Genomic DNA, 25,982 nt, shown 5'->3' on the forward strand with positions numbered 1-25,982 from the left:
CTACGGAGGGAGACCCTCCTGCAGTACTGGCTCTCCAACGCAGTGGCTCCCCTCCCGCAGCACTGGTCTCACCGCCCACGGCGCTGCCTCCTTCTGGCTCTTGACTCCTGAGTTCTTTTGTTAAAATAGTCTCGGTTTTTGAGAGATCTACCAGTGGTTTAAACAAATCCCTGTTACCTTTGGAAAAGTAACCGGATTCAATCTGGTCAATCGCTTGTTTAAGTTGAGGATTACTGTTGTAATAATCCCACGGATGGTAGCCTTGAGCTTTCATTTGTGAAACTTGCTGTGCCGTCAGTCCAAAGAGGAAGAAATTTTCGTGTCCGACGCGATCGCCCCAAAGGGGCGATTGCGAATTTCAATATTCGCCCCATCCAGTGTACCAATCGTCAATGTGCCATTCATCGCAAAGTTCATTTTATATCAAATCCGTTTGTATCAGAATTATTTCTCCCTCTTCTCTCTCTGCGTTCTCTGCGCCTCTGCGGTTTTTTAATGATTCAGATGTTACCGGATTTAATATTACTCGTGCCAGAAGCTTCTTTACCAGCAGTCGAGATTTGTTCCGAAACATCAGCCGCTGGATATATTCGCTGTGCTAATGCCACATTGTAGTTTGCTAGAAAAACCACTTTAAGGCGAGACCCAAGGTAGTGTTAAGCTGTTTTCAATCAAACCTGATGAGTGATGGAGATGGAGCGATTTTGTAATATTTTTATATTTTCTAATTTCTTAAGCTTTTTCCTCAACCTTGGATGTTGGCAAGTACTTTTGTAATACCTCCCCAACCAACAAAAAGAAGATTCCACTCAGAATTCCTATTCCCATGATGTTCAATTCAACGCTACCAAATCCTCCTAGAATATCAGGACTTATAAGTGTTATAATGAGTAATGAAAAAGCCGAAAAACTACTTATTGTTAAAGACAGCTTTACGCTTTGTTTGGAGAAGTTATAGCGTTCCGTTTGAGCGATTAAATAAGCAACAAAAGGAGCAAACACCGCTCCTACATATGCTGCATAAAAATACACAATCAGATTAACAATCTCCCCACCTTTCAAAGCAACGGCAAGACTAAACAGAGCATTTGCAGCAGTGACGAGTAGCCGACTCCAAACAGATGCAGGCAGAATATTGAAGTCCAAAATTGTCTTGGTTTGCACTCGCAAAATACTGCTGCCAATACCCAGCGCTGGAACCAGTAAAGACATAATCATCAGTATACCTAAAGGCTTGTCGGTGCCACCGCCAACCCAAGCTAGGATAAATGGGAGAGCTTGTTTACCATCAATACCAGCAGGCAAAATTCCTGCGTTCTGTGCTGCGACAACAACTGTTGAAGGTAAAAAAGCAAGCAGTAGTAGCAAAATTGCAGCTATTGTACACCCTCGATACAGGCTGTTTTCATCTTTTGCTTGGACAAGAAACTGCTGATACTTCATATCTATAGGTACCAGCAGAATTGTAGACAATGAGACGCCCACTATAGTTGGCAAACTCATATGCTTGAGTGAGCTAGCAAATTCTATGGGCGATCGCACATAATCACCAAAAGCGTGTAACACCCACAGTCCATAAAGCAAAGCCAAAAAGTTCAGAATCAGTAACCCGCGGAATATCCAGCCTGCTTTTTATATTGGGAGTAAAGAAATGATTGCAAACAGGATAGCCAAAACAACCATCGTCGGGAGAGTGGGTATTCCGAAAACCTTGAGAATAAAAGCTCCAGAAATCAACTGAACGGCTTCAATACCAATCAGCGATAACCACGACATCAGGCTGACAAAAACTTTTACCCCATCTCCGTAGGCAGAACCTAGCAATGTCCAAATTGGCTCTGTTCGCTTCCAGTAAAATTTTGCCAGTCCTAAAAGAGCTATTGTACCAAAGCCAAGGGAGACAGTATAGAGACTGCCAGCAGCCCCTAAAGTTAGTGATTTCTCAGCGGTTCCTAAAACAAACCCCAAACCGTAATGCGCGGATACTAGCAAGGCTGCTAGCGAGAAGGTGTCGAGTCTGCGCTCTAAAGCCATATTGGCATCTGCTCCACAAATTTTTTTTAAATTTCCCCGTGAATTTTTACTGGCTCGTGGCTAGACTTCATTAACTCGTAGAGATCATAAGCATATAAATCTTCCTGACTTGGCTCATCAGTCTGACTTGTTGCCACAATTGGGTCATTGTATGCTTTCGTTCTACCAATCAGTAAAAGTTTTTTTCCGGCACACTCTCCAATTAATCTGAACTGATGGTCGGGAAAAAAGTTGACTTCATCTGTATATAACGTATGATTTTTGATCGGCATATTTTCTCCTCAATTCTTATAAAAGGTGCGACTGGTTAAAATTAATTCTCAACCTTTAGTTGGGAAAGATGCTGATTCTTCGTAGTCAAGGGAATTGCTAGTAGAGATGCACACAATTACTTAAATTTTTGACTTTTGAATTCACAAAAGATACAGGCTCTTCCCTAAAGGAAATCAACAGATATATGTTTACACTGCCAGTAATGAAAGGCAATGTTAGCAAGGAGAACCTGGGGACAACAGCTTGGAATCAGCAGATGCCATAGGTACTCGTTCCAATGCCGACGGAGTTAGCTGACGGGCTAAGACTGGAAGGTGTCTCTCCATTCAAGATTCGCCCCAATACATTGGTTCCTCCGCTTCTAACCCAGAGTTGAAGTTTTTCAGCAACTAGACTGGATTGAATTAGGCAAGTTTTACCCATACATTCACTAAAACTATACTGAAACGTCCAAAGAGTCAATCCATCTTAACTTCCCACATCAGGACGAGTGCTATTTAACAACTTATCTGGTTAATATTTACGGTGAATTGTATTAATAATGCTCTGATGGTGGATGCTTCAGTAATTGGTGAGGAAACGTATATGAGTAAAACCTCATATCTTTACAAATTATACCCAAGAATAAAAAGATTGCTCAGGTGCTGAAATACCTATTTTTTAGGGATACTGCAAGCGCCATGACTGCCATACTTGTCAAGCTTAAAAATTAGCAACAGCCTTAATTGGCTGTTACTAGTTAGGAAAAATCATATGATTGACCAAATTGTAAACCAAACTTTAATCAACTTGCACCATATAGCAATCCGTGCAGGAGTTGTGAAATTACTCGTTGAGGTAGGGAACGCTCTGCACAGGCTATGCCAACACAAATGAAATAGGACTGCCATAGCAGACTTTCAAGCTAAAAAACTTCCGTAGCCGCCGCCTGAGGGCAAAGCGGATGCTGTGCGAACGGCGATCGCCCTTGGCGGCTCCCTTTGGGAGCATCGCACAGTATTGAGCTATGTAACACCTTTGGTTGTGATGGCTTTACGAAGTTTAACCATTGTTTAGTTAAACACATAAAACACGGGTCAGCTACCAACTTTATAGAATTATAAGCTTTCCACAGATGTTTTAGTTTTGTCAGAGAGGATGCCTACACAGTTCGTTCCACACAAATGCTCTCGTAAGCTTATTAACTTCCCACCTCAGGATGAGTGCTATTTAACAACTTATCTGGTTAAGATTTACGATGAATTGTATTAATCATGCTTTTATGATGGATGCTTCGGTAATTGGTGAACAAGTCATTGCTACAAACTTAAAGCAGTTTCTTTTGGTACTTGCAGTTTCTTTAGGGGTGGCGACAATATCACAGATATTTAGCTGGTTTCGGCAAATACCTTACACTTTACTTTTAGTCATTGTAGGCTTAGGGTTAGCTTTTGCCGATGTTCGTTTAGTGGATCTTTCTCCAGAATTAATTTTGTTTATTTTTCTACCACCATTACTTTTTGAAGCAGCATGGAATTTAAAATGGTCGAATTTAAAGCGGGATTTGTTGCCAATTACTCTTTATGCAGTTATTGGGGTTGTGATTTCAATAGTGGGGATGGCAATAGGTTTAAATAAATTTGCAGGAATCTCACTCACAACGGCTTTACTCATCGGGGCTAGTCTTTGTGCCACGGATCCAGTTTCAGTCACTGCTTTATTTCGGGAATTGGGCGTTCCTAGTCGTTTGACAACATTAATTGAAGGTGAAAGCTTGTTCAATGATGGCATGGCAGTTGTTGCTTTTAGTTTTTTAGTGCAACTGCCTTTAGGAACAGCTGAATTAGAATTAAAACCAATTGTGGTAGAACTTTTTACAGTTGTTGGTATTGGTATGGCGGTTGGAGGACTCATTGGTTTTGGGATCTCTTACCTCACCCAACGTTTCGATTTACCACTTGTGGAACAGTCTTTAACTTTAGTTTCTACCTATGCAACATATCTTATTGTTGAGGAGTTAGGTGGATCTGGAGTCATTGGGGTTGTGACGACAGGGTTGATTTTGGGCAATTTTGGTTCTCGGATTGGTATGAACCCGCGTACTCGGGTTATCGTGACTGAGTTCTGGGAATTTCTGGCGTTTTTTGTGAACTCAATTGTCTTTCTGTTGATTGGGGATCAGATACGGTATGCCAGTTTGGAGGAAAACTTAACAATCATTGCAGTGACAGTAGGGGTAATGATTTTAAGTCGGGCAATTGCAATATTGTCTTTAAGTCAATTAAGCAATCTTTTACAAGCATCAAAAATTACTTTACCTGAACAAACTATACTCTGGTGGGGCGGGGTGCGCGGTTCTGTTTCTATTGCTTTGGCTTTGAGTGTACCCACAATTGTAGTAGAGCGAGAAAAAATTATTGCTACAGTGTTTGGTGCAGTATTATTTACTTTGCTATTCCAAGGATTAAGTATCAAACCTTTATTACAAAAGCTTAACTTTCTGGGTGACCAGTCCTTACGCGAGCGATATTTAGAAATAGTTGCACGGACTGTTGCTCTCAATCGTGTCTTACAACACCTTCAAGTAGACCAAAGACCTGGTGTAGACCCAGAGTTTTACCGCTATCAAGAAGCACTGGTTAAAGGAGAAATTGAAAATTTAGAAGCGCAAATTAACCAGCTACAGGATGAGCATCCAAACATCCGCAACTTTCCAGCTGAACAACTCCGAGGAGAACTTTTGGCTATTGAAGCAGATACCTATGCTGAATTTCTGCGGACAGGTCAGTTAAATAAAGAACTTTCTCCATTGCTGGAAGATGTTTTGCAAAATAGTGAGGGGATTTGAAATACACAGATAAATTCTTCTACATTTAGAAGCTTTGAGATATCTTTGCGATGTGAGTTTCTGATAAAATCCTTACGGTGAAAACGTACTCCAACGTAACATAACAGTCGTAAAAGAGTTGTATCTATCGAAGTTATGATAACAGCTAATGTTGACACAAATCCATTAGATCAAGACTCCTCTAATTGGTCTGCCTTGTTGCAGCAACTGTTAGAGCGTCAATCACTTTCGGTATCTCAAGCTTCTAACTTAATGTCTGGTTGGCTACAAGAAGCCATTCCTCCTGTGTTATCGGGTGCTATTTTAGCAGCAATTCAAGCCAAGGGAGTGTCTGCCGAAGAGTTACTTGGCATGGTTGAGGTTCTATATTCTCAATCTAACAAACCAGCGCAACGAGATTTGATTGTTGGTAACTCACCACTTGTAGATACTTGTGGTACTGGGGGAGATGGAGCATCAACATTTAATATTTCCACTGCTGTTGCTTTTGTGACTGCTGCTGCTGGGGTAAAAGTGGCTAAACATGGTAATCGTTCAGCATCTGGAAAAACTGGTTCAGCAGACGTGTTAGAAGCTTTGGGTGTTAATCTTAAAGCAAGTCTGGAGAAAACTCAAGAAGCTGTGAGCGCAGTTGGCATGACTTTCTTGTTTGCACCCGATTGGCATCCAGCTCTCAAAGTTCTCGCCCCTTTACGAAAAACTCTGAAAGTACGCACAATTTTTAATTTGTTAGGTCCATTAATTAATCCCTTAAAACCAACAGGACAGGTTATTGGTGTCAACTCTCCGGTTTTGGTAGAAACTTTTGCTAAGGTTTTAAATCAATTAGGGACTCGCCGCGCAATTACACTTCACGGACGCGAAAAATTAGATGAAGCAGGGTTGGGAGATAAAACTGATTTGGCTGTGTTGTCAAACCAACAAATACACCTGATCGAACTTTCTCCACAACAGCTAGGCTTAAACCCTGCTCCCATTAGTGAATTACGGGGTGGGGATGTTGAAGAGAATGCAGAAATTCTCAAAGCTGTTCTTCAAGGTAAAGGGACTGGGCCACAGCAAGATGTGGTTGCTCTCAATGCAGCGTTTGCACTGTATGTGGGCGAAGCAGTACCAGATCAAGCAGATGATTATCAAACTTTTTCTCAAGCTGTTATTGTTGCTAAGGAAATTCTCCAAAGTGGACTTGCTTGGAAAAAGTTGGAACAGCTTGCTGAATTTTTGAAGTGAAAGATAATCTGCAAGAACATTGAAGAAAGCAGAGGGCAAAGGGATCAATTGGATGGGGATTGATACCCCAATCAATTATGGAAGAAACATCTTTTGCCTGTTCCCTGTTCCCTATAGCGGTTCTCACTTCGGTGCAATATAGTCGTCACCTCACCCCGCATTTGAGTCTCGCAAACGCTCCCCTCTCCTTACCAAGGAGAGGGGCTGGGGGTGAGGTCGTTTTATCGTAACTAATTAGGCGAACTTGATATAATATAAAAATAAAGGCAATCAAGAAAGCTTCACTTTAAACTCAAACGTTTAGATCTTGGTTGTGTATTTGTAGGAAATTCGTGAGTCAACCTTTTGTTCAGGAATAACACTGGTACAAAGGAGGTAATTACAGTATGGCACTAATACGTTGGCGACCATTCCAAGAAATTGAAATCCTGAATCGTCAAATGGATAAAATTTTTGACGACTTTTTCAGTCACAGTCGCGAAATGACAACAAGTTGGACTCCAGCAGTTGAACTGAAAGATACAAATGAAAACTTGACCTTACGTGCTGAACTTCCTGGTGTGGAAGGTAAAGATTTGGAAGTTCAAGTCACACGACAAGCAATTTACATTGCTGGTGAAACTCGTTATGAAAGCACCAATTCAGAACGTGGCTACTTCAGATCTGAGTTACGGTATGGAAAGTTTCAACGAACTATTTCGCTACCTGTTCCAGTCAAGAATGAGGAGGTTAAAGCAGAGTTCAAAAATGGTATTTTGACTTTAACACTACCTAAAATAGAACAAGCCAGATTCAAAGTTGTGAAACTCAAGTTCACTGATGACAATAAGGTGCTAACTGATTCTGACTCTGGGACAGTCGTTGATCTCTCGGTTCAAAAAACTTAGGTTAACTGACCATAACACAATACGGTTCAGTTAAGGATTGTCGGTGATAGCGAAGCACACGTGTAGAGACGTTGCATGCAACGTCTCTACATTGACGTTTTGATAACAGTTTTAGTCTTATCTGAACTGTATTGGACCATAACAGATATTAAATAACGAATCCCCATGAAAAGTGTCCGGATATATGCATTTCATGGGGAATATCTATAATATTGAAGCTTAGTTTTGAAACCCTTTTTTCTATAGCTCGTTTTTGCAAGCTTTCTTAACATAGCCTTAAGTTTTATCACTATCGCGTCAACGAATTTTTAGCTAAATACTCTACGCTTCGCTTTATGTATAGGAGTTCGGTTTGATTTGATGAATTGACTCGTGGAGGAAGGAAACGCTTAACGCTTAACAGAAAGTGTACCTAGCTTAGCAAAAATAAAATATGAGTTTTATATTAATTAAGTTATGGAAAGAACACAATCTTAAAATAAATATTTATACTTCGTTTTTCTGGAATGATTAAAAAATCTATGTAATATACATATGATTAATGATAGCTACATTGCGATTAGTAGAAAAACAGTAATCTAAATCTGGCTCAACAAAAAACTATGACTGAAAATACTATAATAACAAACGTCTTGGAAAAAGTGAATGATCAACTGGTAGTTGGAGATTGGGTCATAAAGATGAATTCACCTCACGGTGCTAGTGTAAATATAGCAACTGAGGAAGAAAAACCGACTTTGCGCTTGCATTCCACCCCATTGATACTTCACCAACCCTTCGACTTCGCTCAGGGTAAACCCTCAGATAATTTTCTGGATCGACAAGAATTAGTCAAAGAAGCTATTGCTACCTTTCAAGCTGGGCAATCAGTAGAATTTTACAGTCCATCTGGTTTTGGGAAAACAGTTTTATTACGTCACTTAGAGCATAATCCTCAAGTCAAATCACTTTTCGCTGCTGGTGTCATTAGCTTATCTCCTGTCCATCCAAATGTAGGAGATTTACTTCAGTTCATATGGGATGCTTTTTATGAAAGCAACATTCCTTATAAACCAACTCCTCAGCAAATTTATCAACAACTTCACACAAAACAGGCTCTTGTCGTCTTAGATGATGATCCACTTATTCAAGACGAATTGCAAGAGTTGATAAATTTAGTACCCAACTGCACCTTCCTGGTTGCTTCATCAACGAGTCGCATCAAGAAAAAGGGGCGCTCAATGAAGCTTTCTGGACTTCCCATGAATGATGCTCTGGTTTTGATGCAAAGGGAATTGCAACGTCCTTTGAATATAGAAGAACAAGAGAAAGCAAAATCGCTATATAAGATTTTAGATGGGCAGCCAATGCGCCTGCGGATAGTGATGGCGAGTATACACCAACAAAGGCGTTCGCTTTTGGAAGTAGTTAGTCAATTGCCTACCTCTGCTTCAAGCAACTATCTACTTCAACAAATAATAGCATCGTTATCAACATCAGAAAAAACAATTCTGGAGTTGTTAACTATTATGGGTGGTGTTGGGCTTGACAATCAAAAAATTACTGAAATTACACAAATTTCAGATGCTTCTGATAAACTCGAAAAACTACGTAAGCATCATCTTGTGCAGCTTGATGGATCTCGATATAAAGTCACTAAAACTATAGTAGAGATTTTACCGCTAGAATCGAAGTTGACAGCATCTTTGGAAAATGCGATCGCCTACTTTGTAAATTGGACTGAACGCCACCAACAGCAACCCAATATCTTATTAGCAGAAATTGATGCGATCGCACAAATCTTGGAAGTTGCAGTCAGAAATAGTCGTTGGCAAGATATCTTACGCTTGGTAAAAGTAGTGGAAGGTACACTCGCTTTAACTAAGCAATGGGGTTTGTGGGAACAAGTACTCCAAAGGGGACTACAAGCATCTCAAGCCGAAAAAGATAGATCTGTGCAAGCGTGGATATTGCATCAACTAGGAACTCGTGCTCTTTGTTTGGAAGAAAACAGCACAGCTTACAATTACCTAACCAAAGCAATACAATTACGAGAATCTCTTGATGATGACATGGGAGTTGCAGCAACTCGCCACAATCTTAAATTGCTCAACCAGTCTTCATCTTCACAAACTCATGCCAGTCAGCAAAAAAATATCGGTACAAATATTGCCGATCAAATAGTTGGAGAAGAAGATACCAAATTGCAGCCACCCCCAGCTCCGCACCTGGTGACGAGAATGAATATAGTATTACCAGATAATAATATTCACTCCAACAAAACTGCCTCTAAAAAAGTTTTGCTTTCTTCAACAAAAATCATCACAACTGGAATTTTAGCAGCAGGAGGATTGTTCGCTTTCTTTCATTGGTATCGTGTCACACCCTCACAACCCCCAAAATCCACTTCTAAACCCACAACAACTGTTAAACCCTCACCTGTTCCCAAACAGGAACCCACAGTAACCGCCACACCGCTACCAATTGTCGAACCTCCATCCACAATTATTACTGCGCCGTCACCTCTTCCTCAACGAACAATCAAAGTCAGTCCACCACTCACACCAGATCTACAAGACGAACAGCCAATAGTTCCTAAACGCCAGAAGTCAAAAATAAAGCCAACAACAGCACCCACAAAATCAGATACACCCACATTCACAAAACCAACAACAGCACCCGCGACATCAGATGCACCTACATTCACAAAACCAACTCCAGACGTAACTACAGTACCAACACCCACACTACAAGCCACCCCTACCCCAAGTGTCACACCGTCGGTGACACCCAATGTTGAAAAAAATCAACCAACCGTAGAACCTACCCCTACTCCGACTTTTACACCAATTCCAACTCCAACACCCACATCACAAGTCGAAGCCACACCGACTCCAGCAGTGACAATAACACCAATTGAGCAAGCACCAAAATCAATGATTGAGAACAACACAGAACTCAAGACGGAGAATACACAATAATCGCTCAAAGGAATCTTGACAAAGCGATCTAAGACTAGACAACGTATGGTAGGGGAAAAGCTACCCAAGAGTTGCTTACCCTAACCATGTTAAAAGTTTTTTAAATAAATCCTAATTTTTCCAAAACTGGTTTGGTGGAAACAATATGCCGATCTAAACCAAGTTCTTTAGGACTGACACCAACAGCTAAAGCAATCAGCTGGGGTAAATGTAGTATTGGTAAACCAAGTTCCTGTCCAATAACTTTTTCCACCTCTTTTTGACGAGAATCCAAATTCAGGTGACAAAGAGGACAAGGTGTCACAATACAATCTGCACCAGCTTCTATGGCTTCTTGAATATGCATTCCAGCCATTTTAAAAGATTGAGCCGTGGCATAACTAGAAAGAGGCCAACCGCAACATTGCGTACGACCTTTGTAATAAATAGGTTCTGCTCCTACCGTACGAAAGACATTTTCCATCGCCTTTGGTTGGAAGGGATCATCATAAGGCATGGATTTTTGCGCACGCAGGAGATAACAGCCATAAAAAGCTGCACACTTTAATCCAGTTAACTTACGATTGACACGTTTTTGAATTTCTTCTAAACCGTAGTCGGTTACTAAAGCATAAAGCAAATGTTTGACCTCTGTTGTTCCTCGATAGGGCGAACACCCTTCTTTTTGCAGCAAGCCGTTCACTTGTTCAAGGTATGCTGGATTTGTTTTTTGGCATTGTTTAAGGTGTTCGTCAACATGACCAATAACACCCTGACAAGTACTGCAATGAGTTAGCAGTGGTAAATTTAACTGTTCTGCTAAAGCAATGTTGCGTGCATTTACCGTATCTTCCAACATTTGGGAATCTTCTTTAAACGTGCCAGAACCACAGCAAGCAGCTTTTTTGAGTTCTATGAGTTCAATGTCTAGGGCTTGGGTTAGGGCAACAGTTGATTGGTGAAGCTCCCGGCAAGCTCCTTGGGCAACACAACCTGGAAAGTATGCGTATTTCAATGTATGGGTTAGCATAGTATCAAAGTTCGTCAATAACTGTTTTATCATTACTTGTTTATTTTGAGGAAGCGGTCGAACGATTTTCAGCAAAGAAAATCCCTTAACAGTGTACGGGTGCTCGCGCTTTCCGATAAGATGAATATGCCCAAAAATATATCCACCATAAACAGCGGATTTTAGCAACTGGTTGAGGAATTGTATCTATGAGCCAAGCGGAAACATTTGATAAGGTAAAAAAAATTGTTGTTGAGCAACTGAGTGTTAAAGACGAACAAGTAACACCACAAGCTAGTTTCGCCAACGATTTAGGAGCTGACTCCCTTGATACGGTTGAACTGGTTATGGCTTTGGAAGAAGAGTTTGACATCGAAATTCCTGATGAAGCCGCCGAAAAAATTACAACTGTACAACAGGCTGTGGACTACATTAACGAGCAACGTGTCCCATCAGCCTAAAAATTGCTGAGTGCTGAGTGCTATTGAGGCTACGGGTACAATGACTGGAGTTGCTATCTCCTCCAAAGGACAGTCTCCAGGAGAGTGTGCCAAAGAGCGTAAACTCCAGGAGGGTAACCGAAGGCAGGCGACTGGCATTGCTGAGTAAAAAGTCAGGAGTCAAGAGTCAAGAGCTTGAAGAAGTAGCAAATTGAACTTGCTAGAATGAGCGAGAGTTAGTCAAAATGGCGAAAAATAAACCAATTAACACCAAATCACTCGTTGAAAATGATGAAGTGATTCTACGTAGGTTTATTTTTAAAATGTAAAATATAGTACTTTTATATCTATCTGCTTTGGCAAAAGCACTGAAGTAGACCAAGTAGTTGTTTGGTACAACTATGGAGAAGTTCTATGTAGCAATGACTAATCTCGTTGTCCCTTTGTCCCTCTTGAAAACTCATCACCTCACCCATAGGGTATGCGCAAAACGCACACCAAAGGTGTACGCCAGGTGCGACAACGGGAGCCACTGCCCTTCGGGTATCTCCTGCGGAGACGCTACGCGAACGCAGTCGCCTACGGAGGGAGACCCTCCTGCAGCGCTGTCTCACCGTGCGCGGGTTCCCCGCGTTGAGGCATGTGGCGTGAGCCAGCGCTGCTCATCCCGGCACTGTGCTCCCTAACGGCGCACTAGCTCACCAACTCATTGCTCAGCACTGTTTTGTTCTGCCTGCATCAATAGCCACTACTACTATCGACATGACTGATTTTATACGTAAACGCGTTGTTGTTACTGGTGTTGGCGCGCTTACACCGATTGGTAATACACCAGCCGAATATTGGGAAGGATTGATCAGCGGACGCAATGGGATTGGTGAAATCACCTTGTTTGATGCGTCTCGTCACGATTGTCGCATTGCTGGTGAGGTCAAAAACTTCGATCCACATGAATACATGGAGCGCAAAGAAGCCAAGCGCATGGATCGATTTGCCCAATTTGGGGTCTCGGCAGCAAAACAGGCTGTAGCAGACGCGCAGTTAGTCATCAACGATCTAAACGCAGAACAAATTGGCGTTATTATTGGTTCTGGCGTTGGTGGCATTAAAGTTTTAGAAGACCAGCAAACAATTTACCTGGATCGTGGTCCGGATCGCTGTAGTCCTTTCATGATACCGATGATGATAGCCAATATGGCAGCCGGCTTGACAGCAATTCACACTGGTGCTAAAGGACCAAATTCCTGCTCGGTAACTGCTTGTGCTGCTGGCTCAAACGCTATCGGGGAAGCTTTTCGCCTCATACAAGGGGGATATGCCCAAGCGATGATTAGTGGAGGATGTGAGGCGGCAATTACACCGTTGTCTTTAGCAGGATTTGCTTCAGCTAGAACACTTTCAACTCGCAATAATGACCCCGGTCATGCAAGCCGCCCATTTGACAAAGACCGTGACGGATTTGTTATGGGTGAAGGTGCAGGCATCTTAATTTTAGAAGAATTGCAGCATGCTTTGAGTCGCAAAGCCAGAATTTATGCAGAAATTATTGGCTATGGTATGACTTGCGACGCTTACCACATGACCTCTCCAGTACCGGGAGGCGAAGGTGCAGCAAGAGCGATCCAACTGGCACTAAAAGACGGTAATATACTACCAGAACAGGTGATCTATGTCAATGCACATGGCACGAGTACCCCAATGAATGATCCGACGGAAACAGCTGCAATGAAAAAAGCTTTAGGTGAACATGCTTATAAGATAGCAGTTAGCTCCACCAAATCAATGACAGGTCATTTGTTGGGTGGTTCTGGTGGTATTGAAGCAGTAGCAACAGTACTGGCGATCGCCAATGACCGGATTCCACCGACAATTAATTTGGAAAACCCAGATCCTGAGTGCGACTTGGATTACGTCCCTAACACCAGCCGGGAAGCAAAAGTCGAAGTGGCACTATCTAATTCTTTCGGTTTTGGCGGTCATAATGTGACACTAGCCTTTAAGAAGTATGTCTAGGGTGGGAAATTTGAGATGCGTGGATTTGACCTAAAAGCATAAAACTCAAGCATTGTCTACATTGAGATGTTGGGCAGAAATCTTGGTAATTCAGTGGGTTCAGCAACGGATAATAGAAGATATCCCCCATAAAATGAATCCAAAATTTTCATCAAAAATCCCAAGATCTGCCGCTTGTCGGTCAACAAGCACCAATGGGATGATGAGGATACTGGCGGGGACCTTTAAAACAGTGAACAGTTAACAGTGAACAGTTAACAGTGAAAACTGGTAACTGATAACTGATAACTGATAAACAACCCCCCAGCTGATGCTCAAAGACTGCTAACCCGTCGTAGAGAACAATCTGATTATGGCTGTTGCAACCCAAACCCTCGAAGAACTTTGTATTAACTCGATCCGCTTTCTGGCAATTGATGCTGTAGAGAAGGCAAAGTCTGGTCACCCAGGACTGCCAATGGGCGCTGCGCCAATGGCATTTGTACTGTGGAATAGCTTTTTGCGGTTTAACCCCAAAAATCCCAAGTGGTTCAACCGCGATCGCTTTGTCCTGTCTGCCGGTCACGGCTCAATGTTGCAGTATGCCCTGCTGTATTTGACTGGTTACGACAGCGTGACCATTGAGGACATCAAGCAATTCCGTCAGTGGGAATCCAAAACCCCCGGACACCCAGAAAACTTCATGACTGCTGGTGTAGAAGTGACTACCGGACCCTTGGGGCAAGGAATTGCCAATGGAGTCGGTTTGGCAATGGCTGAAGCACATCTAGCCGCAAAGTTCAACAAACCCGATGCCAAGATTGTTGACCATTACACCTACGTAATTTTAGGTGATGGCTGCAACATGGAAGGCGTTTCTGGTGAAGCTTGTTCTTACGCGGGACACCTGGGATTAGGCAAACTCATCGCTCTGTACGACGACAACCACATCTCCATCGATGGTTCTACAGATATAGCATTCACCGAAGATGTTTCCAAGCGCTTTGAAGCTTATGGTTGGCACGTGCAGCACGTTGCAGAAGGTAACACTGATTTAGAAGGTCTTGCCAAAGCTATTGAAGCTGCCAAAGGTGTTACTGACAAACCTTCTTTCATTAAAGTCACCACCACCATCGGTTACGGTTCACCCAACAAAGCAAACACAGCTGGCGTTCACGGTGCAGCCCTTGGTGGAGACGAAATTAAACTCACCCGCGACAACTTGGGTTGGGAATACGAGCCTTTTGTAATACCAGAAGATGCTCTTAAGCACTGGCGCAAAGCTGTTGAGCGCGGGGCAAACCTGGAAGAAGAATGGAACAAAGTTTTCAGGGACTACAAAGGCAAATATTCCCAAGAAGCTGCTGAACTTGAGCGGTACCTCAGCGGCAAATTGCCCGATGGTTGGGATAAGGTACTACCTACCTATACCCCGGAAGATAAAGGATTGGCCACCCGCAAACACTCGGAAACTTGCCTCAACAAACTGGGGGCGGTTTTACCTGAGCTGATTGGTGGTTCGGCTGACCTGACTCACTCCAACCTTACCGAACTCAAGGACTCCAAGGATTTTCAGAAAGGGCAATACCAAAACCGTAACGTCCACTTTGGCGTGCGGGAACATGGTATGGGCGCAATCTGTAATGGTATCGCGCTGGATCAATCTGGATTGATTCCTTACGGTGCGACCTTTTTGATCTTCACAGATTACATGCGTGCTGCCATCCGCTTATCCGCCCTATCCCAAGCAGGCGTGATTTGGGTGATGACTCACGATTCGATTGGACAAGGTGAAGATGGTCCAACGCACCAACCAATTGAAACTCTCGCCTCCCTGCGAGCCATTCCTAACTTAACGGTGATTCGTCCCGCAGACGGTAACGAAACCTCTGGCGCTTACAAAGTTGCGATCGAGAAGGCAAAACAAAACGACCCCACCCTGTTGGCGTTTACCCGTCAAAATGTCCCCAACTTAGCAGGTACTTCAATTGAGGGCGTGGCGAAGGGTGGATACACAGTGGTAGATTCTGAAGGTACACCAGATCTGATCTTGATTGGTACTGGTTCAGAATTGAGCCTCTGTGTAACTGCAGCGGAGAAACTCACAGCTCAAGGTAAGAAAGTTCGTGTTGTCTCGTTACCCTCATGGGAACTGTTTGAAGCACAAGATGCAGATTATAAAGAATCTGTTCTGCCTAAAGCTGTCACCAAGCGTGTGTCTGTAGAAGCTGCTGCCAGTTTCGGTTGGCACAAGTATATCGGCACCGAAGGCGATACTGTTAGTATTGATCGCTTTGGTGCTTCAGCTCCAGGTGCAGTTGCCTTAGAGAAATTCGGCTTCACAGTTGATAATGTGTTAGCTAAGTCTAAGGCATTGTTGGGTTAATTAGCAACAGAGTATCTATTCTCTTTCTTTTGGGGTGGGCTTTATTGTCCACCTTTTTTTGTTTTACAGCAGGGAACAGGGAATGTTTAACAGGGAACAGGGAACACTTCGACAAAGCTCAGGGCAACGCAAGCTCAGTGCATCGCTCTTAACGCTTATTCCAAAATTCAAAGAATTTCAAATTTCTCAGTTCAAAATTTCTTAATTATTTTTGAACTTTGAATTTTGTTCGCGCAGCGTGTCCGCAGGACATATTTTGAATTTGAGCGTAAGCGCAAAGCGCACGCTAAGAGCGCTCAGCGAGAGTCAACTACCGACGCCAGTTTGAAACAGACTAACTGATGCTTGTAACTGCTGCGCGACTTCTACAGTTTGTTGTAAAGAAGTTGACACAACACCAGATGAATCAGCAGTGCCAACTGATGCTTTGGCAATTTCCTTCATAAAAACAGCAACAGCCTGGGAAGTCTCAGCTTGAGACACTGTTGTTTGAGAAATTGACTGAACTAACTCGTCAATTTGACGAGATACTTTTACAATCATCTCCATGCTTTGCTTAACGTCTTTGACTAGCTCAGCGCTTTCTACCACCTGAGTGGTTCCTTGTTCTATCGCCTGGATAACTGCTTGCGTTTCTAATTGGATATTTTCTGCAATTTGTTCAATTTCTTGAGTTGCTTCGGCTGACTGTATTGCTAAGCGACCAACTTCGTGAGCCACAACAATAAAACCCTGACATTGTTCACCTGCACGCGTTGCTTCCAGACCAGCATTGATAGCTAGTATATTGGTTTGTAATGCAATTTCGTTAATCAAGGTGACAACTTTAGAAATTTCTTGGGATGACTCGCCAAAACGTTTTATCCTTTTGGCTGTTTCAGTAATTGTTTTTTGCAAATTAAAGATGCTAGATGCGGTATAATCCATTGCTTCACCTGCACTCAAAGCAGTATTGGCAGACGTGCGAGCCACTTGCACTGCTTGAAAAGCATTATTGGCGACTTCTTGAATAGAGAAATTCATTTGATTTACCAACTCAAGGGTGCAGCTAATTTCTTCAGCCTGTTGGAGTGCTTCATCTGCTAAGTGACGAATCGCATCAGAGTTGTCCCCCAGAGAAACATTGACCTGTATAGCCGCTTGTTTGACTTGAAGGACTAGTTGTTGCAAGCTTTCGATAATGGTATTGAAAAAGTTGGCTACTATTCCGATTTCACCGGTTGTCATTTGAGCTCGAACTCTCAGGTCACCTTTGGCTACCTCTTTAACATCATCAATAAGTTCCATCAGCTGATGTTGGAGGAACTCTTTGCTGCGTCTCAATTCTTCTTCCGCCTGTTTGCGTGAGGTAATGTCAGATTGCACCCCAATATAATTTATCACTTGTCCAGTGACGTCTCGTGCTGGAGAAATACTTAATTCACACCAGAATGGGGTACCGTTCTTACGGTAATTCTTAATCACAACATGACATTCTTGCTCTTGTCGCAATGCGTTGCGTATTTGTTCAATAGTCTGTGGATTAGTGTCAGATCCTTGCAAAAATCGGCAGTTGCGTCCTAAAACTTCTTGTGGTGAATAGCCGGTCAAGGCTTCAAATGCAGGATTGCAAAAGATGATAGGATTATCTTCCTGACGAGGGTCTGTTATCACAATTGCATTTCTAGCAGCGGCGATCGCACGGTCACGCACTCGCAGCACTTCCTGTGCAGTGTTAAGTTCATGCAAAAGATTTGCTTGTTCTAAAGCAAGGCTTACTTGAATGGCTAATTGCCCAAATAAATCAATTTCTAGCCGCTGCCAATTCCGAAATTCAGAGCATTCGTGAGCACACAATAAACCTAAAAGCCGATGCTCACTTAAGATAGGTGCAACCAAAATCGACTTAATTTGAAAGCCTTCAAGAATTTGTTGGTAAGAGTCTGAAAAATTCCCCTGATAAATGTTATTTACAGCTTGGACTTGACCATCTTTGTACATTTGAATGTCATCTTTGCCAAACAGAGTAAAGACAGTTCTTCCTAACGTTTTTATCCAACCCTTTCCTACTGACTCGGCAATGATGGTACCGCCCCAGTCAGCATTGAAACGATAGATGATAACGCGGTCTGCGTTCAGTGCTTTTTGGATTTCACAAACCGCTGTGTTGAGAACATCCTCTAACTTGAGAGACTGCCGAATCAGCAGGGTAATGTCCATCAGTAGCTGCGATCGCTGAGCTTCTCCCTGTTTAAGTAATAGTGTTTGGGAAACCATTCGCCGCTCCACAAAGGAAGTTAGCAGTGTGAAACTTAGGATAATAATGGTACTAACGCCAATACTTATAGCTAACTTAGCCAGGGATACTTGCATGGTTGCAACGTTAGTCACTTTAGTTGCTTTAAAACAGGCAGCTGCCATTCCTGTATAATGCATGCCGGAAATTGCAATTGCCATGACGAACGCACTATAAATCTTGCGTCGCCTAAGCGTTTTCCCCGTTTGCAAACGCAGTTGGAAAGCAATCCACAGCGCCAGAATTGATCCACCTATGGCGATCGCCACAGAAAGCATAAACTGTACTGCATTATACTGAATAGCTGCTTCCATCCGCATTGCTGCCATACCAATGTAGTGCATAGAGACAATACCAATGCCCATTAACACACCACCACTCAGCAATTGCTGTGTACTTAAGACTGGGCGACTCGCCAGGAAAAGCGCACCACCAGAGGCAACAATAGCAGGCAGCACCGAAAGCAGCACAGTCAACGCATCATAGCCCATCGATATTGGTAAACTCAAGGCAAGCATGCCAACAAAGTGCATTGACCAGATACCAATTCCCATGACAACAGCACCGCCAATTAACCAAGCTAGTTTTGCCTTTGCTTTAGCTAGCGTTATTTGCCCAGCCAAATCAATAGCGGTGTACGAAGCAAACACAGCTATCACAATTGAAAGGGCAACAAGGAATGGATTATAAGTACTACTTATCGCCACATCTGCCTGCAACATCTCGTTAACCTCACTCTGGATCTTGGTAAAATAGCGCTCCCTACATGAGTCTTTTTGTCACTTTCGTCAAGTGAAGCACACTCATGAATTGAAAAAATCCTGATAACTAAGTTCGGTAGATGCAGTAACTGTTTTGAAAATGGCAGATGCAAAAAGTATTTGTCTCGCTTGTGAGACAGCACGATGAATTTTATACTATAAGAACGTATTTTTACAGTTGTCTTAAATAAAACAACGTTACACCCTATTTAGCTATAAAAGTAAAGTTCTTAATACAACAACATACAATTTCAAATCAGTATTGTCTATAGTAGTGTTTTTAACAACTTAATAGCCGCTTATTTGCTTTATAAGTATCAGTTATACCTGATGATTTGCCACCTTTTGAATCACAATTTCAATACGACGGTTCTTTTGCCGTCCTACGGGATTATCTGAACTATCAGATTTTTGATTTGCTGCTACGGGTTGCGCTTCCCCATAACCCTCTTTCGATATCAAAGACATGTCTATGCCACCTTTTTCACTCAGCCACTTTTGTACTGCTGCTACCCATTGCTCTGACAATTTTAAATTATTATCTTTGGAGCCTTTAGAATCAGTATGTCCTAGGATTTGTAACCAAGTGTTAGGATAATGATTATTGATTGCCTGACTAACTTGACGCAAGATTTTCTTTGCATCTGGGCGAATCGTATCTTTATTAGAGTCAAATAAAAGATCTGCTGGCAGCGTAATAATAGTTAAGTATTGATTTTCCTGAACTTGAATTTGCCCAGATGTAATATCAGGTAAGTTGACTTCAGGATATGTATCCTTAGAAAACTGAATAATGGGAGTTCGGACTTTTGATAACTCTTGTACAAGTAATTGTGCTTGAAAAAACTTTGTTTGAGGTGATTTTACTGTTCCAAACTTTACTTCGGCTTTTGCCGTTGCTGAATATACCAAATTGTTAGCGATGATTGTCAGGATAATAGGTATTAAGTAAATACTGAAACGGAGTGAATACATTTCTTTAAGTCAGAAAATTTAAAATTTACTACAGGCTACCTCAAAAAACAAACAAATGCTTCTTTCTTAAGTTATAGGCATTTTCTGTAACTATGGATACTTGGTTGTTTAATCAATTATGAATTATTTCTCAACTTAGTACCACAAATTTTGCAGAACATAGCATCTGTATCATGGAACGATAAACCGCAGCCAGAACAAATTGTTTCTACTTGATTTGCAGTTTTGACTAGCCTCTTGATCAAATCACCTACTTGCCAAGGAATCAGAGCAATACCTGTTAAAATCATTAATACTGTCAATAAACGACCTAACTCAGAAATTGGAGTCACATCGCCAAAACCAACAGTGGTCATCGTGACTATAGAAAAATAAAAAGCATCCAAAAAAGTAGCAAAATTTTGTGAATTAACAGAATGTTCTACTTGATAAATTAAACCTGAGTAGACAAAAATAATAGCAAATAATGTAAATAATATTCGTGTATAAACTAAACTGTCTTCTGTGCTGACACCCAAGAGAAATTTGTTATCTATAAATCGAATTAAACGCAAAATCCTGAACCATCGTAGCAGTCGAACAAAGCTGATATCAACACCGCCTAATAAATAGGGTAAAATCGCTATTAAGTCAATTAAAGAATAAAAACTAAAAAAGTACTTAATTTTATTTTCCTCACTCCAGATACGGAGTAGATACTCAGCAATAAAAATCAGTAACACAAATGTATCTATGAAATTTAAAATCAGCCGTAAATCATCAGATATGTTATAAGTCTGTGCTACAAAAATAACAGAGGAGAATAAAACTAAACCAGCAATAGTTAAATTCACAATTTTACCTACTGGTGTCTCTAAGTCTTTCAAGTAAAATGCTGTTTTTTCTTTGCTAAGTAACATAAAATTCAGAAGTGGCTACTCATAAATTCAGTAATATAAAGAATCCACAATTAATTGTGGATTTAAAGACTAGCTTAGCAATAGAAAAAGTTTTTTTCAAAAATCCTGAGTTTTAAAAGCGTTCTCGTAGGATATGCTATATTCTGGAAAAATATAATGTTGGAATCTCAAGGTAGTTATGAATCCAGAAGATTTTATGCGTTTGGCGTTGGAAGAAGCAAAAAAAGGAGACGCCCCATACGGTGCTGTGATTGTCAAAGATAACCAAGTGGTTGCCCAAGCTCATAATACAGTGAAGCGAGACAACGATCCTTCTGCTCACGCAGAAATTAATGTCATTCGCAGTTTAACCACTCAACTACAAAACCCTTCTTTAGAAGGTTATACCATATATACTACTGGTGAACCTTGTCCGATGTGTGCATCTGCTTGCGTTTGGACCGGTTTATCAGAAATTATATACGGTGCTTCTATTGAAGATTTAGTTTCAGTTAATCAATCTCAAATTCACATATCATGTCAAGAGGTTATCGTTAAGAGTTTTAGAAAAGTCAAGGTCACAAGAGGTGTTTTAAGAGAAGAGTGTATCAAAGTCTTTCAGTAAAAAAAATTAACTAGGATGATTCAAATAGGGTAAAAAAGAATTAGCGAAAATTGCAGCTTGGGTGCGATCGCGCAAATCTAAACGATTCAAGATATTTGTGACATGATTCTTCACTGTCCCTTCAGAAATATACAGCTGTTGTGCAATTTCTCTGTTACTAGCACCTGTAGCAATCAATCGCAAAACTTCTTTTTCTCTAGGAGTTAGTTCAGCTAAGCTATCTGGTGGAGATGGTGGCTTGGTTGGTGGAACACTAGAAAATTGGGTGAAAAGTTTTTTAACTATTCCTGGTCCCAATTGAGTGTATCCTTTGTTAACAGCACGAATAGCGACAGCCAACTCTTCTGAAGGTGTATCTTTTAGCAAATAACCCATCGCTCCATTCTGTAAAGCGGTTTTTACATACTCATCATCATCAAAGGTTGTTAGTACTAAAACTTTAGTTTTGGGAAAACGCTTTTGAATTTCCCTAGTTGCTGCAACACCATCCATAATAGGCATTCTAATATCCATGAGTACCACATCTGGATAGAATTCTTCAACGAAATGAATTGCAATTTCGCCATTTTCTGCCTCTGCGACAATTTCTAAATCTTCTTCTAATTCCAATAATGCTTTTAATCCTTGACGAATTAAACTTTGATCATCTACAATCAAAACTTTAATCATATTAGTCATAAGTTATTGATTTTTTATCTGGAAATTAGTTTGCGGTAACTTTAGATAAGGGAATATAAGCTGTCATTGTGCAACCAGAACCAGGAGCACTATTAATATGAAAATGACCATTGAGTGCCAAAGTGCGATCACGCATACTTTGAAGTCCAAAACCAGTGGTATTTTGTGTTAAATTAAACCCGATGCCATTGTCCTCAACTTTTAAATGCAAACTAGTTTGAGTCGTGATTATTTCCAGTTTAACTTCTGTAGCTTGTGCATACTTACAGATATTTGTAAATGATTCTTGGACAATGCGGTAAACAGCAGTGCTAACTTCAACTGGAATAGGGTGATCTAAGTGAATTTGACAAATTACTGTTATACCAGTTGAACGTTGAACATTTTCTACAAGTCCAGCGATCGCCTGTGACAAAGATTGCTCATGCAAGGGATGAGAACGCATTGTAGACACTGATTGACGGACATCTTGTAATGCTTTAGAACCTAACTCTTTTGCCCTTCCTAAAAAAGTTTGTGCTTTGGTTGGATTCGATTCCCAAAGTTTCAATGCAGTTTCTAATTGTAAATTTAATGCCGTCAGAGAATGTCCTAAGGAATCATGTATTTCGCGAGCAATGCGGTTGCGTTCTTCAAGAGTAGCTTGATTTTCAATTTGCAAAGCATATTGACGCAGTTTATCATTAGCAATGGCTAGTTTTTCTCGACTTTCTCGCTCAGATAAAACTGTATTCATTAATAGTAAAACAAATAATAACGCTAAGACGAAGACTAAGGCAAAATTGAGAGTAAAAAACCAAAAACGCTCCTGCATTCCTGGAAAAAATCGTATTTGTGCAAAACGACGTCTCAGTGTTAGCACAAATAAAAAAAATGACAAGGCTGTGATAATTAAACGACTTGGTAACTGAAAAATTAAACAACTGCGAGTTACTAAAATGATGTCAAGAAAAGCAAAGATTCTATCACCCTTAACTCCCCAAAAACCAGTTACCAAAATTAGAGATATCTCCAGTGCGGTGTAAATGACTTTACTTATATGGTTACGAGTTGGTAATCTCAAACCCATTAAGCCAAAAAGCACCAGACTACAAATAGTCAGTTCAGGAAAGCTGGTTTGATGTCGATCTGGGTGAGATGGTAGAGCTGCGGTAAAAGCAGCTAACGCTAGCAATACCCACTCCAAATATAGTAGAAACCGGAAAGGATGATTGTAAAATTGAATCGAACGGCTCACAAAAATATACTCAAGCTCAACTAGTTTTATAGTAAAACTATAAATCAAGACTATTCATTTAAGGTTTGCTGGTGAGAATTTTAACAGAGAAAGTATTTTCTATTACCCTTTTATCTTTACTATGCCAAAGAAAGTTGTGAGTTTTTTCTTAGTTACAGAGATAATTTCCTAACCAAAGACTTCATGATTGCTGGATGAATTTACTGATTGTATACATCTATGACTAAAGTCATGGATCTATTCATGACTTTTTCCTCATGTAGCTTTGAAAATTGAACTCTTACCATAGTTGTATCAACTAGGAAAAAAGCACAGAAAGACTTGGATGAAACTCAAAAACTTATCACTAATTTGTGGAGCGATCGCCCTCAGTTTAACTACAACCTCCTTCGCCGTTAAAGCAGAAGCAAACTCCTCTCTACCCTTAGTAGTTGCACAATCTCAGCCAAAAGAAGGACCATTCCAACGTTTGGGACTAACGGATGAGCAAAAAACTAAAATAAAAGAAATTCGTACCAATGCCCGCGCTGAAGTTGACAAAATTCTCACCGAACAACAACGGGAACAGTTAAAAACCGCTATGCAAAACCGCCAGGGACGAGGTGGATTTGCTGCTTTAAATCTTTCTGATGATCAGAAAAACCAATTCCGACAAATCATGCAGTCACAGAAAACGCAAATGGAAGCAGTCCTGACTGCACAACAAAAAGAACAACTGCAAAAATACCGCCAGGAAAAAGGTGCTCGTCGTCAGCAACCCAATATGTAGTTTATCACTGGTGTTGTTGATCATAGCTATGTGAGTTTCCACTAGCTCGGCAGTCTAAAAATTAAGTCCTATTAAGATCCCCGACTTCTCGCGAGAAGTCGGGGATCTTGTTTTTTCACGAGTCTCGCCTGCTTAACATTTCAAATTCTGCTGCCATTTTTTCCCATATAATCCCCTAATTGCATAACTTGATGAGTCTGACCCCTATAAGAAAGAAGATACGAAGGTTAGCTCTTAATCACAAACTTCCGTTCAGTAAACCGGTATAACTTAACGCACATAATCAGACTTTCGTCAATGCGTAAGTCCTAGCTACAACATTATTAAAAGTATAAGGAGTCACTCAAATGTTTAACAAATTTATTGCTACTGTTGCTACTGCCGCTACTGTCTCTACTGTAACTCTTTCTTTGTCTGTTACGTCAGCTTTTGCTGCTCCTCCGAGGGTTCATGTTATCAACAATTGCATGGCTTACAACATGAGTGGACAAGCAGTTTCACCATTAGTAGTTGGTCAATACTACACTGTAGTAGCAACTGGAAAATTTTCTCGCAGTGGTAATAATGGAGTGAAAGTATTGGTTTGGGACCAAAGAAATCAGCGTCGGGGTACACTAAACGTTGCTACCCGTTGCTTGGAATCGAATCAAGGAAGAGTTATATATTATAACTGAATTGTAATCAACTCAACTTTTCCTTGACAATTTGGAGTCAAAAGATACCGCACAACAGGTGTGTGACAACCAGAGCGAAAATTGAGGAATTTCTAAAGAGTTATTAAGCAGTTAAGTACGGTGCTCGTCGTCAGCAACCCAATATGTAGTTTATCACTGGTGTTGTTGATCACAGCTATATGAGTTTCCACTAGCTCGGTAGTCTAAAAATTAAGTCCTATTGAGATCCCCGACAACTTTAAAAGTTGTCGGGGATCTGATTTTTTCAAGAGTTTTCTATCATAGATATAGAAGCCCCACTAAGTTTTTACAAGGCTTGCTTCCATAATGCAACACTTATAAAAAAAAGCTTTGAACAAAAGAAAGATGAATAAGGTTTTTTCGATAAATAAGCTGTCGTCTAAGTTGTTCAGTAAAGTCTCAACTAGACTTGTTGGACAAGTCAGGCAAAAGGTTGAGAAACGGGGAAGAGAAAATAAAAACTCTTTACCCTTTACCCTTTACCCTTTACCCAACTCTAGCAAAAGTCCTATTGTAGAGGTAGGTGAAATATCTAGGGCTAATTGTCTTGTGCCGCGTCCTGTAACCAGATATTCTACATATCATCGCCCAAAGGTCTTCAAGCTCTTGATATTAGCCCTGACAACATTAGGAGTCAGTTTTTTAACACCATCTGCGGCTAAGGCACAAAGTAATTCCACTTCTAGTCCTGGTGTAGGCAACATTCTCAATTATCCTTATGGGACGCGCGTTCATCAAAATGGTGTGATTAACACACCAGATGGCAGTACGATTACTCCTGCCACAACAATCAATAATGGCAATGGCTCTACCACCTACTATTATCAGAATGGGACGCGCGTTAACATCAACACCAATAGAGTTAGCCCTAACGGGGCTGTAATCACACCCGGAAGCTTGAATGGAGGATTGAAGCGTGTACCAGAAAACCCAAACAGAGAACCTTTGCTGACGCCACCAAACCCGAATGGAGGATTAAACCGTGGACTAGAAAACCCGAACAGAGGACCTTTGCTTACGCCAGCAAACCCAACAAGATCATGGCAGAAGCCTTCTTTTTGAACCAGGTAAA

General features: G+C 41.1%; 23 protein-coding genes, 1 pseudogene and 1 riboswitch. Of the genes and pseudogenes, 12 read left to right on the forward strand and 12 right to left on the reverse strand.

Annotation, left to right across the window (positions count from 1 at the left end; all coding sequences use genetic code 11):
• The 6 genes and pseudogenes from AC5590_RS26665 to AC5590_RS26690 form a co-directional block, all read right to left on the reverse strand.
• Window positions 1-274: glycogen/starch/alpha-glucan phosphorylase (locus tag AC5590_RS26665; protein WP_348982725.1), on the reverse strand; the 274-nt coding region annotated here is incomplete at its 3' end.
• Window positions 275-515: 241 nt separating this feature from the next.
• Window positions 516-638 (reverse strand): annotated as a pseudogene (locus tag AC5590_RS26670) (glycogen/starch/alpha-glucan phosphorylase); the annotation flags it as partial.
• A 94-nt stretch (window positions 639-732) separates the two neighbouring features.
• The gene (locus AC5590_RS26675) at window positions 733-1,590 is read right to left on the reverse strand and encodes a hypothetical protein (RefSeq protein ID WP_248277280.1); all 858 of its coding nucleotides are present in this window, start codon (window positions 1,588-1,590) and stop codon (window positions 733-735) included.
• A 42-nt stretch (window positions 1,591-1,632) separates the two neighbouring features.
• Window positions 1,633-2,034: an SLC5/6 family protein gene (locus AC5590_RS26680; RefSeq protein ID WP_248277281.1), complete on the reverse strand. Its 402-nt coding sequence runs from the start codon at window positions 2,032-2,034 to the stop codon at window positions 1,633-1,635.
• Between the two features lie 26 nt (window positions 2,035-2,060).
• Window positions 2,061-2,306 carry a hypothetical protein gene (locus AC5590_RS26685; protein WP_169266356.1) on the reverse strand — a complete coding sequence of 82 codons (246 nt, stop codon included), beginning with the start codon at window positions 2,304-2,306 and terminating at the stop codon, window positions 2,061-2,063.
• A 264-nt stretch (window positions 2,307-2,570) separates the two neighbouring features.
• A riboswitch (cyclic di-AMP (ydaO/yuaA leader) is annotated at window positions 2,571-2,705 on the reverse strand.
• A 506-nt stretch (window positions 2,706-3,211) separates the two neighbouring features.
• The gene (locus tag AC5590_RS26690; RefSeq protein WP_169266357.1) at window positions 3,212-3,373 is read right to left on the reverse strand and encodes a hypothetical protein; all 162 of its coding nucleotides are present in this window, start codon (window positions 3,371-3,373) and stop codon (window positions 3,212-3,214) included.
• Window positions 3,374-3,568: 195 nt separating this feature from the next.
• Between AC5590_RS26690 and AC5590_RS26695 the strand changes: the two genes are divergently transcribed.
• From AC5590_RS26695 to AC5590_RS26710, 4 genes are all read left to right on the forward strand, one after another.
• Window positions 3,569-5,134 (forward strand): cation:proton antiporter, encoded by a 1,566-nt coding sequence (locus AC5590_RS26695; RefSeq protein ID WP_169266381.1) that lies wholly within the window; start codon window positions 3,569-3,571, stop codon window positions 5,132-5,134.
• 135 nt (window positions 5,135-5,269) lie between these two features.
• Complete coding sequence (trpD, locus tag AC5590_RS26700) at window positions 5,270-6,364, forward strand: anthranilate phosphoribosyltransferase (protein WP_169266358.1); 1,095 nt, start codon at window positions 5,270-5,272, stop codon at window positions 6,362-6,364.
• A 386-nt stretch (window positions 6,365-6,750) separates the two neighbouring features.
• Window positions 6,751-7,251 (forward strand): Hsp20/alpha crystallin family protein, encoded by a 501-nt coding sequence (locus tag AC5590_RS26705; protein WP_169266359.1) that lies wholly within the window; start codon window positions 6,751-6,753, stop codon window positions 7,249-7,251.
• A gap of 602 nt (window positions 7,252-7,853) precedes the next feature.
• Window positions 7,854-10,211, forward strand: coding sequence for an NACHT domain-containing protein (locus AC5590_RS26710; protein ID WP_169266360.1), 2,358 nt, complete (start codon window positions 7,854-7,856; stop codon window positions 10,209-10,211).
• Between the two features lie 100 nt (window positions 10,212-10,311).
• Here the strand turns inward: AC5590_RS26710 and AC5590_RS26715 are convergent, their stop codons facing one another.
• Entirely contained in the window at window positions 10,312-11,220 is a 909-nt protein-coding gene (locus tag AC5590_RS26715; RefSeq protein WP_169266361.1) for a CoB--CoM heterodisulfide reductase iron-sulfur subunit B family protein, read from the reverse strand.
• A 188-nt stretch (window positions 11,221-11,408) separates the two neighbouring features.
• Here AC5590_RS26715 and acpP point away from each other — a divergent pair, with 188 nt between their 5' ends.
• The 4 genes from acpP (at window position 11,409) to tkt (ending at window position 16,017) form a co-directional block, all read left to right on the forward strand.
• Complete coding sequence (acpP, locus tag AC5590_RS26720) at window positions 11,409-11,660, forward strand: acyl carrier protein (protein ID WP_169266362.1); 252 nt, start codon at window positions 11,409-11,411, stop codon at window positions 11,658-11,660.
• 10 nt (window positions 11,661-11,670) lie between these two features.
• On the forward strand, window positions 11,671-11,808 hold the full coding sequence (locus tag AC5590_RS26725; protein ID WP_169266363.1) for a hypothetical protein: 138 nt from the start codon (window positions 11,671-11,673) through the stop codon (window positions 11,806-11,808).
• Between the two features lie 593 nt (window positions 11,809-12,401).
• The gene (fabF, locus tag AC5590_RS26730) at window positions 12,402-13,652 is read left to right on the forward strand and encodes a beta-ketoacyl-ACP synthase II (RefSeq protein ID WP_169266364.1); all 1,251 of its coding nucleotides are present in this window, start codon (window positions 12,402-12,404) and stop codon (window positions 13,650-13,652) included.
• A gap of 352 nt (window positions 13,653-14,004) precedes the next feature.
• Window positions 14,005-16,017, forward strand: a complete 2,013-nt coding sequence (gene tkt / locus AC5590_RS26735; protein WP_169266365.1) for a transketolase — start codon at window positions 14,005-14,007, stop codon at window positions 16,015-16,017.
• 306 nt (window positions 16,018-16,323) lie between these two features.
• Here tkt and AC5590_RS26740 read toward each other — a convergent pair whose 3' ends face one another.
• The 3 genes from AC5590_RS26740 to AC5590_RS26750 form a co-directional block, all read right to left on the reverse strand.
• The gene (locus AC5590_RS26740) at window positions 16,324-19,014 is read right to left on the reverse strand and encodes an MHYT domain-containing protein (RefSeq protein ID WP_169266366.1); all 2,691 of its coding nucleotides are present in this window, start codon (window positions 19,012-19,014) and stop codon (window positions 16,324-16,326) included.
• 360 nt (window positions 19,015-19,374) lie between these two features.
• Window positions 19,375-20,028: an OmpA family protein gene (locus AC5590_RS26745; protein WP_169266367.1), complete on the reverse strand. Its 654-nt coding sequence runs from the start codon at window positions 20,026-20,028 to the stop codon at window positions 19,375-19,377.
• Between the two features lie 116 nt (window positions 20,029-20,144).
• On the reverse strand, window positions 20,145-20,927 hold the full coding sequence (locus AC5590_RS26750; RefSeq protein WP_169266368.1) for an ion transporter: 783 nt from the start codon (window positions 20,925-20,927) through the stop codon (window positions 20,145-20,147).
• A gap of 178 nt (window positions 20,928-21,105) precedes the next feature.
• Between AC5590_RS26750 and AC5590_RS26755 the strand changes: the two genes are divergently transcribed.
• The gene (locus AC5590_RS26755; protein ID WP_169266369.1) at window positions 21,106-21,531 is read left to right on the forward strand and encodes a nucleoside deaminase; all 426 of its coding nucleotides are present in this window, start codon (window positions 21,106-21,108) and stop codon (window positions 21,529-21,531) included.
• A 6-nt stretch (window positions 21,532-21,537) separates the two neighbouring features.
• Here the strand turns inward: AC5590_RS26755 and AC5590_RS26760 are convergent, their stop codons facing one another.
• A complete protein-coding gene (locus AC5590_RS26760; RefSeq protein ID WP_169266382.1) occupies window positions 21,538-22,200 on the reverse strand; it encodes a response regulator in 663 nt (220 codons plus the stop codon).
• Between the two features lie 34 nt (window positions 22,201-22,234).
• A complete protein-coding gene (locus AC5590_RS26765) occupies window positions 22,235-23,446 on the reverse strand; it encodes a histidine kinase (protein ID WP_169266370.1) in 1,212 nt (403 codons plus the stop codon).
• 325 nt (window positions 23,447-23,771) lie between these two features.
• Between AC5590_RS26765 and AC5590_RS26770 the strand changes: the two genes are divergently transcribed.
• The 3 genes from AC5590_RS26770 (at window position 23,772) to AC5590_RS26780 (ending at window position 25,972) form a co-directional block, all read left to right on the forward strand.
• Window positions 23,772-24,215 (forward strand): Spy/CpxP family protein refolding chaperone, encoded by a 444-nt coding sequence (locus AC5590_RS26770; RefSeq protein ID WP_169266371.1) that lies wholly within the window; start codon window positions 23,772-23,774, stop codon window positions 24,213-24,215.
• A 347-nt stretch (window positions 24,216-24,562) separates the two neighbouring features.
• A complete protein-coding gene (locus tag AC5590_RS26775; protein WP_169266372.1) occupies window positions 24,563-24,889 on the forward strand; it encodes a hypothetical protein in 327 nt (108 codons plus the stop codon).
• A 366-nt stretch (window positions 24,890-25,255) separates the two neighbouring features.
• Entirely contained in the window at window positions 25,256-25,972 is a 717-nt protein-coding gene (locus AC5590_RS26780) for a hypothetical protein (protein WP_169266373.1), read from the forward strand.
• Window positions 25,973-25,982: the final 10 nt, after the last annotated feature.

The organism is Brasilonema octagenarum UFV-OR1 (assembly GCF_963888615.1).
GTDB lineage: Bacteria > Cyanobacteriota > Cyanobacteriia > Cyanobacteriales > Nostocaceae > Brasilonema > Brasilonema sennae.

Coding starts and splice junctions, on each gene's coding strand:
- AC5590_RS26680 (WP_248277281.1), bottom strand. CDS start 2,034: ATGGCTTTAGAGCGCAGACTCGACACCTTCTCGCTAGCAGCCTTGCTA.
- AC5590_RS26685 (WP_169266356.1), bottom strand. CDS start 2,306: ATGCCGATCAAAAATCATACGTTATATACAGATGAAGTCAACTTTTTT.
- AC5590_RS26690 (WP_169266357.1), bottom strand. CDS start 3,373: ATGTGTTTAACTAAACAATGGTTAAACTTCGTAAAGCCATCACAACCA.
- AC5590_RS26695 (WP_169266381.1), top strand. CDS start 3,569: ATGATGGATGCTTCGGTAATTGGTGAACAAGTCATTGCTACAAACTTA.
- trpD (WP_169266358.1), top strand. CDS start 5,270: ATGATAACAGCTAATGTTGACACAAATCCATTAGATCAAGACTCCTCT.
- AC5590_RS26705 (WP_169266359.1), top strand. CDS start 6,751: ATGGCACTAATACGTTGGCGACCATTCCAAGAAATTGAAATCCTGAAT.
- AC5590_RS26710 (WP_169266360.1), top strand. CDS start 7,854: ATGACTGAAAATACTATAATAACAAACGTCTTGGAAAAAGTGAATGAT.
- AC5590_RS26715 (WP_169266361.1), bottom strand. CDS start 11,220: ATGCTAACCCATACATTGAAATACGCATACTTTCCAGGTTGTGTTGCC.
- acpP (WP_169266362.1), top strand. CDS start 11,409: ATGAGCCAAGCGGAAACATTTGATAAGGTAAAAAAAATTGTTGTTGAG.
- fabF (WP_169266364.1), top strand. CDS start 12,402: ATGACTGATTTTATACGTAAACGCGTTGTTGTTACTGGTGTTGGCGCG.
- tkt (WP_169266365.1), top strand. CDS start 14,005: ATGGCTGTTGCAACCCAAACCCTCGAAGAACTTTGTATTAACTCGATC.
- AC5590_RS26740 (WP_169266366.1), bottom strand. CDS start 19,014: ATGTTGCAGGCAGATGTGGCGATAAGTAGTACTTATAATCCATTCCTT.
- AC5590_RS26745 (WP_169266367.1), bottom strand. CDS start 20,028: ATGTATTCACTCCGTTTCAGTATTTACTTAATACCTATTATCCTGACA.
- AC5590_RS26750 (WP_169266368.1), bottom strand. CDS start 20,927: ATGTTACTTAGCAAAGAAAAAACAGCATTTTACTTGAAAGACTTAGAG.
- AC5590_RS26755 (WP_169266369.1), top strand. CDS start 21,106: ATGAATCCAGAAGATTTTATGCGTTTGGCGTTGGAAGAAGCAAAAAAA.
- AC5590_RS26760 (WP_169266382.1), bottom strand. CDS start 22,200: ATGATTAAAGTTTTGATTGTAGATGATCAAAGTTTAATTCGTCAAGGA.
- AC5590_RS26770 (WP_169266371.1), top strand. CDS start 23,772: ATGAAACTCAAAAACTTATCACTAATTTGTGGAGCGATCGCCCTCAGT.
- AC5590_RS26775 (WP_169266372.1), top strand. CDS start 24,563: ATGTTTAACAAATTTATTGCTACTGTTGCTACTGCCGCTACTGTCTCT.
- AC5590_RS26780 (WP_169266373.1), top strand. CDS start 25,256: ATGAATAAGGTTTTTTCGATAAATAAGCTGTCGTCTAAGTTGTTCAGT.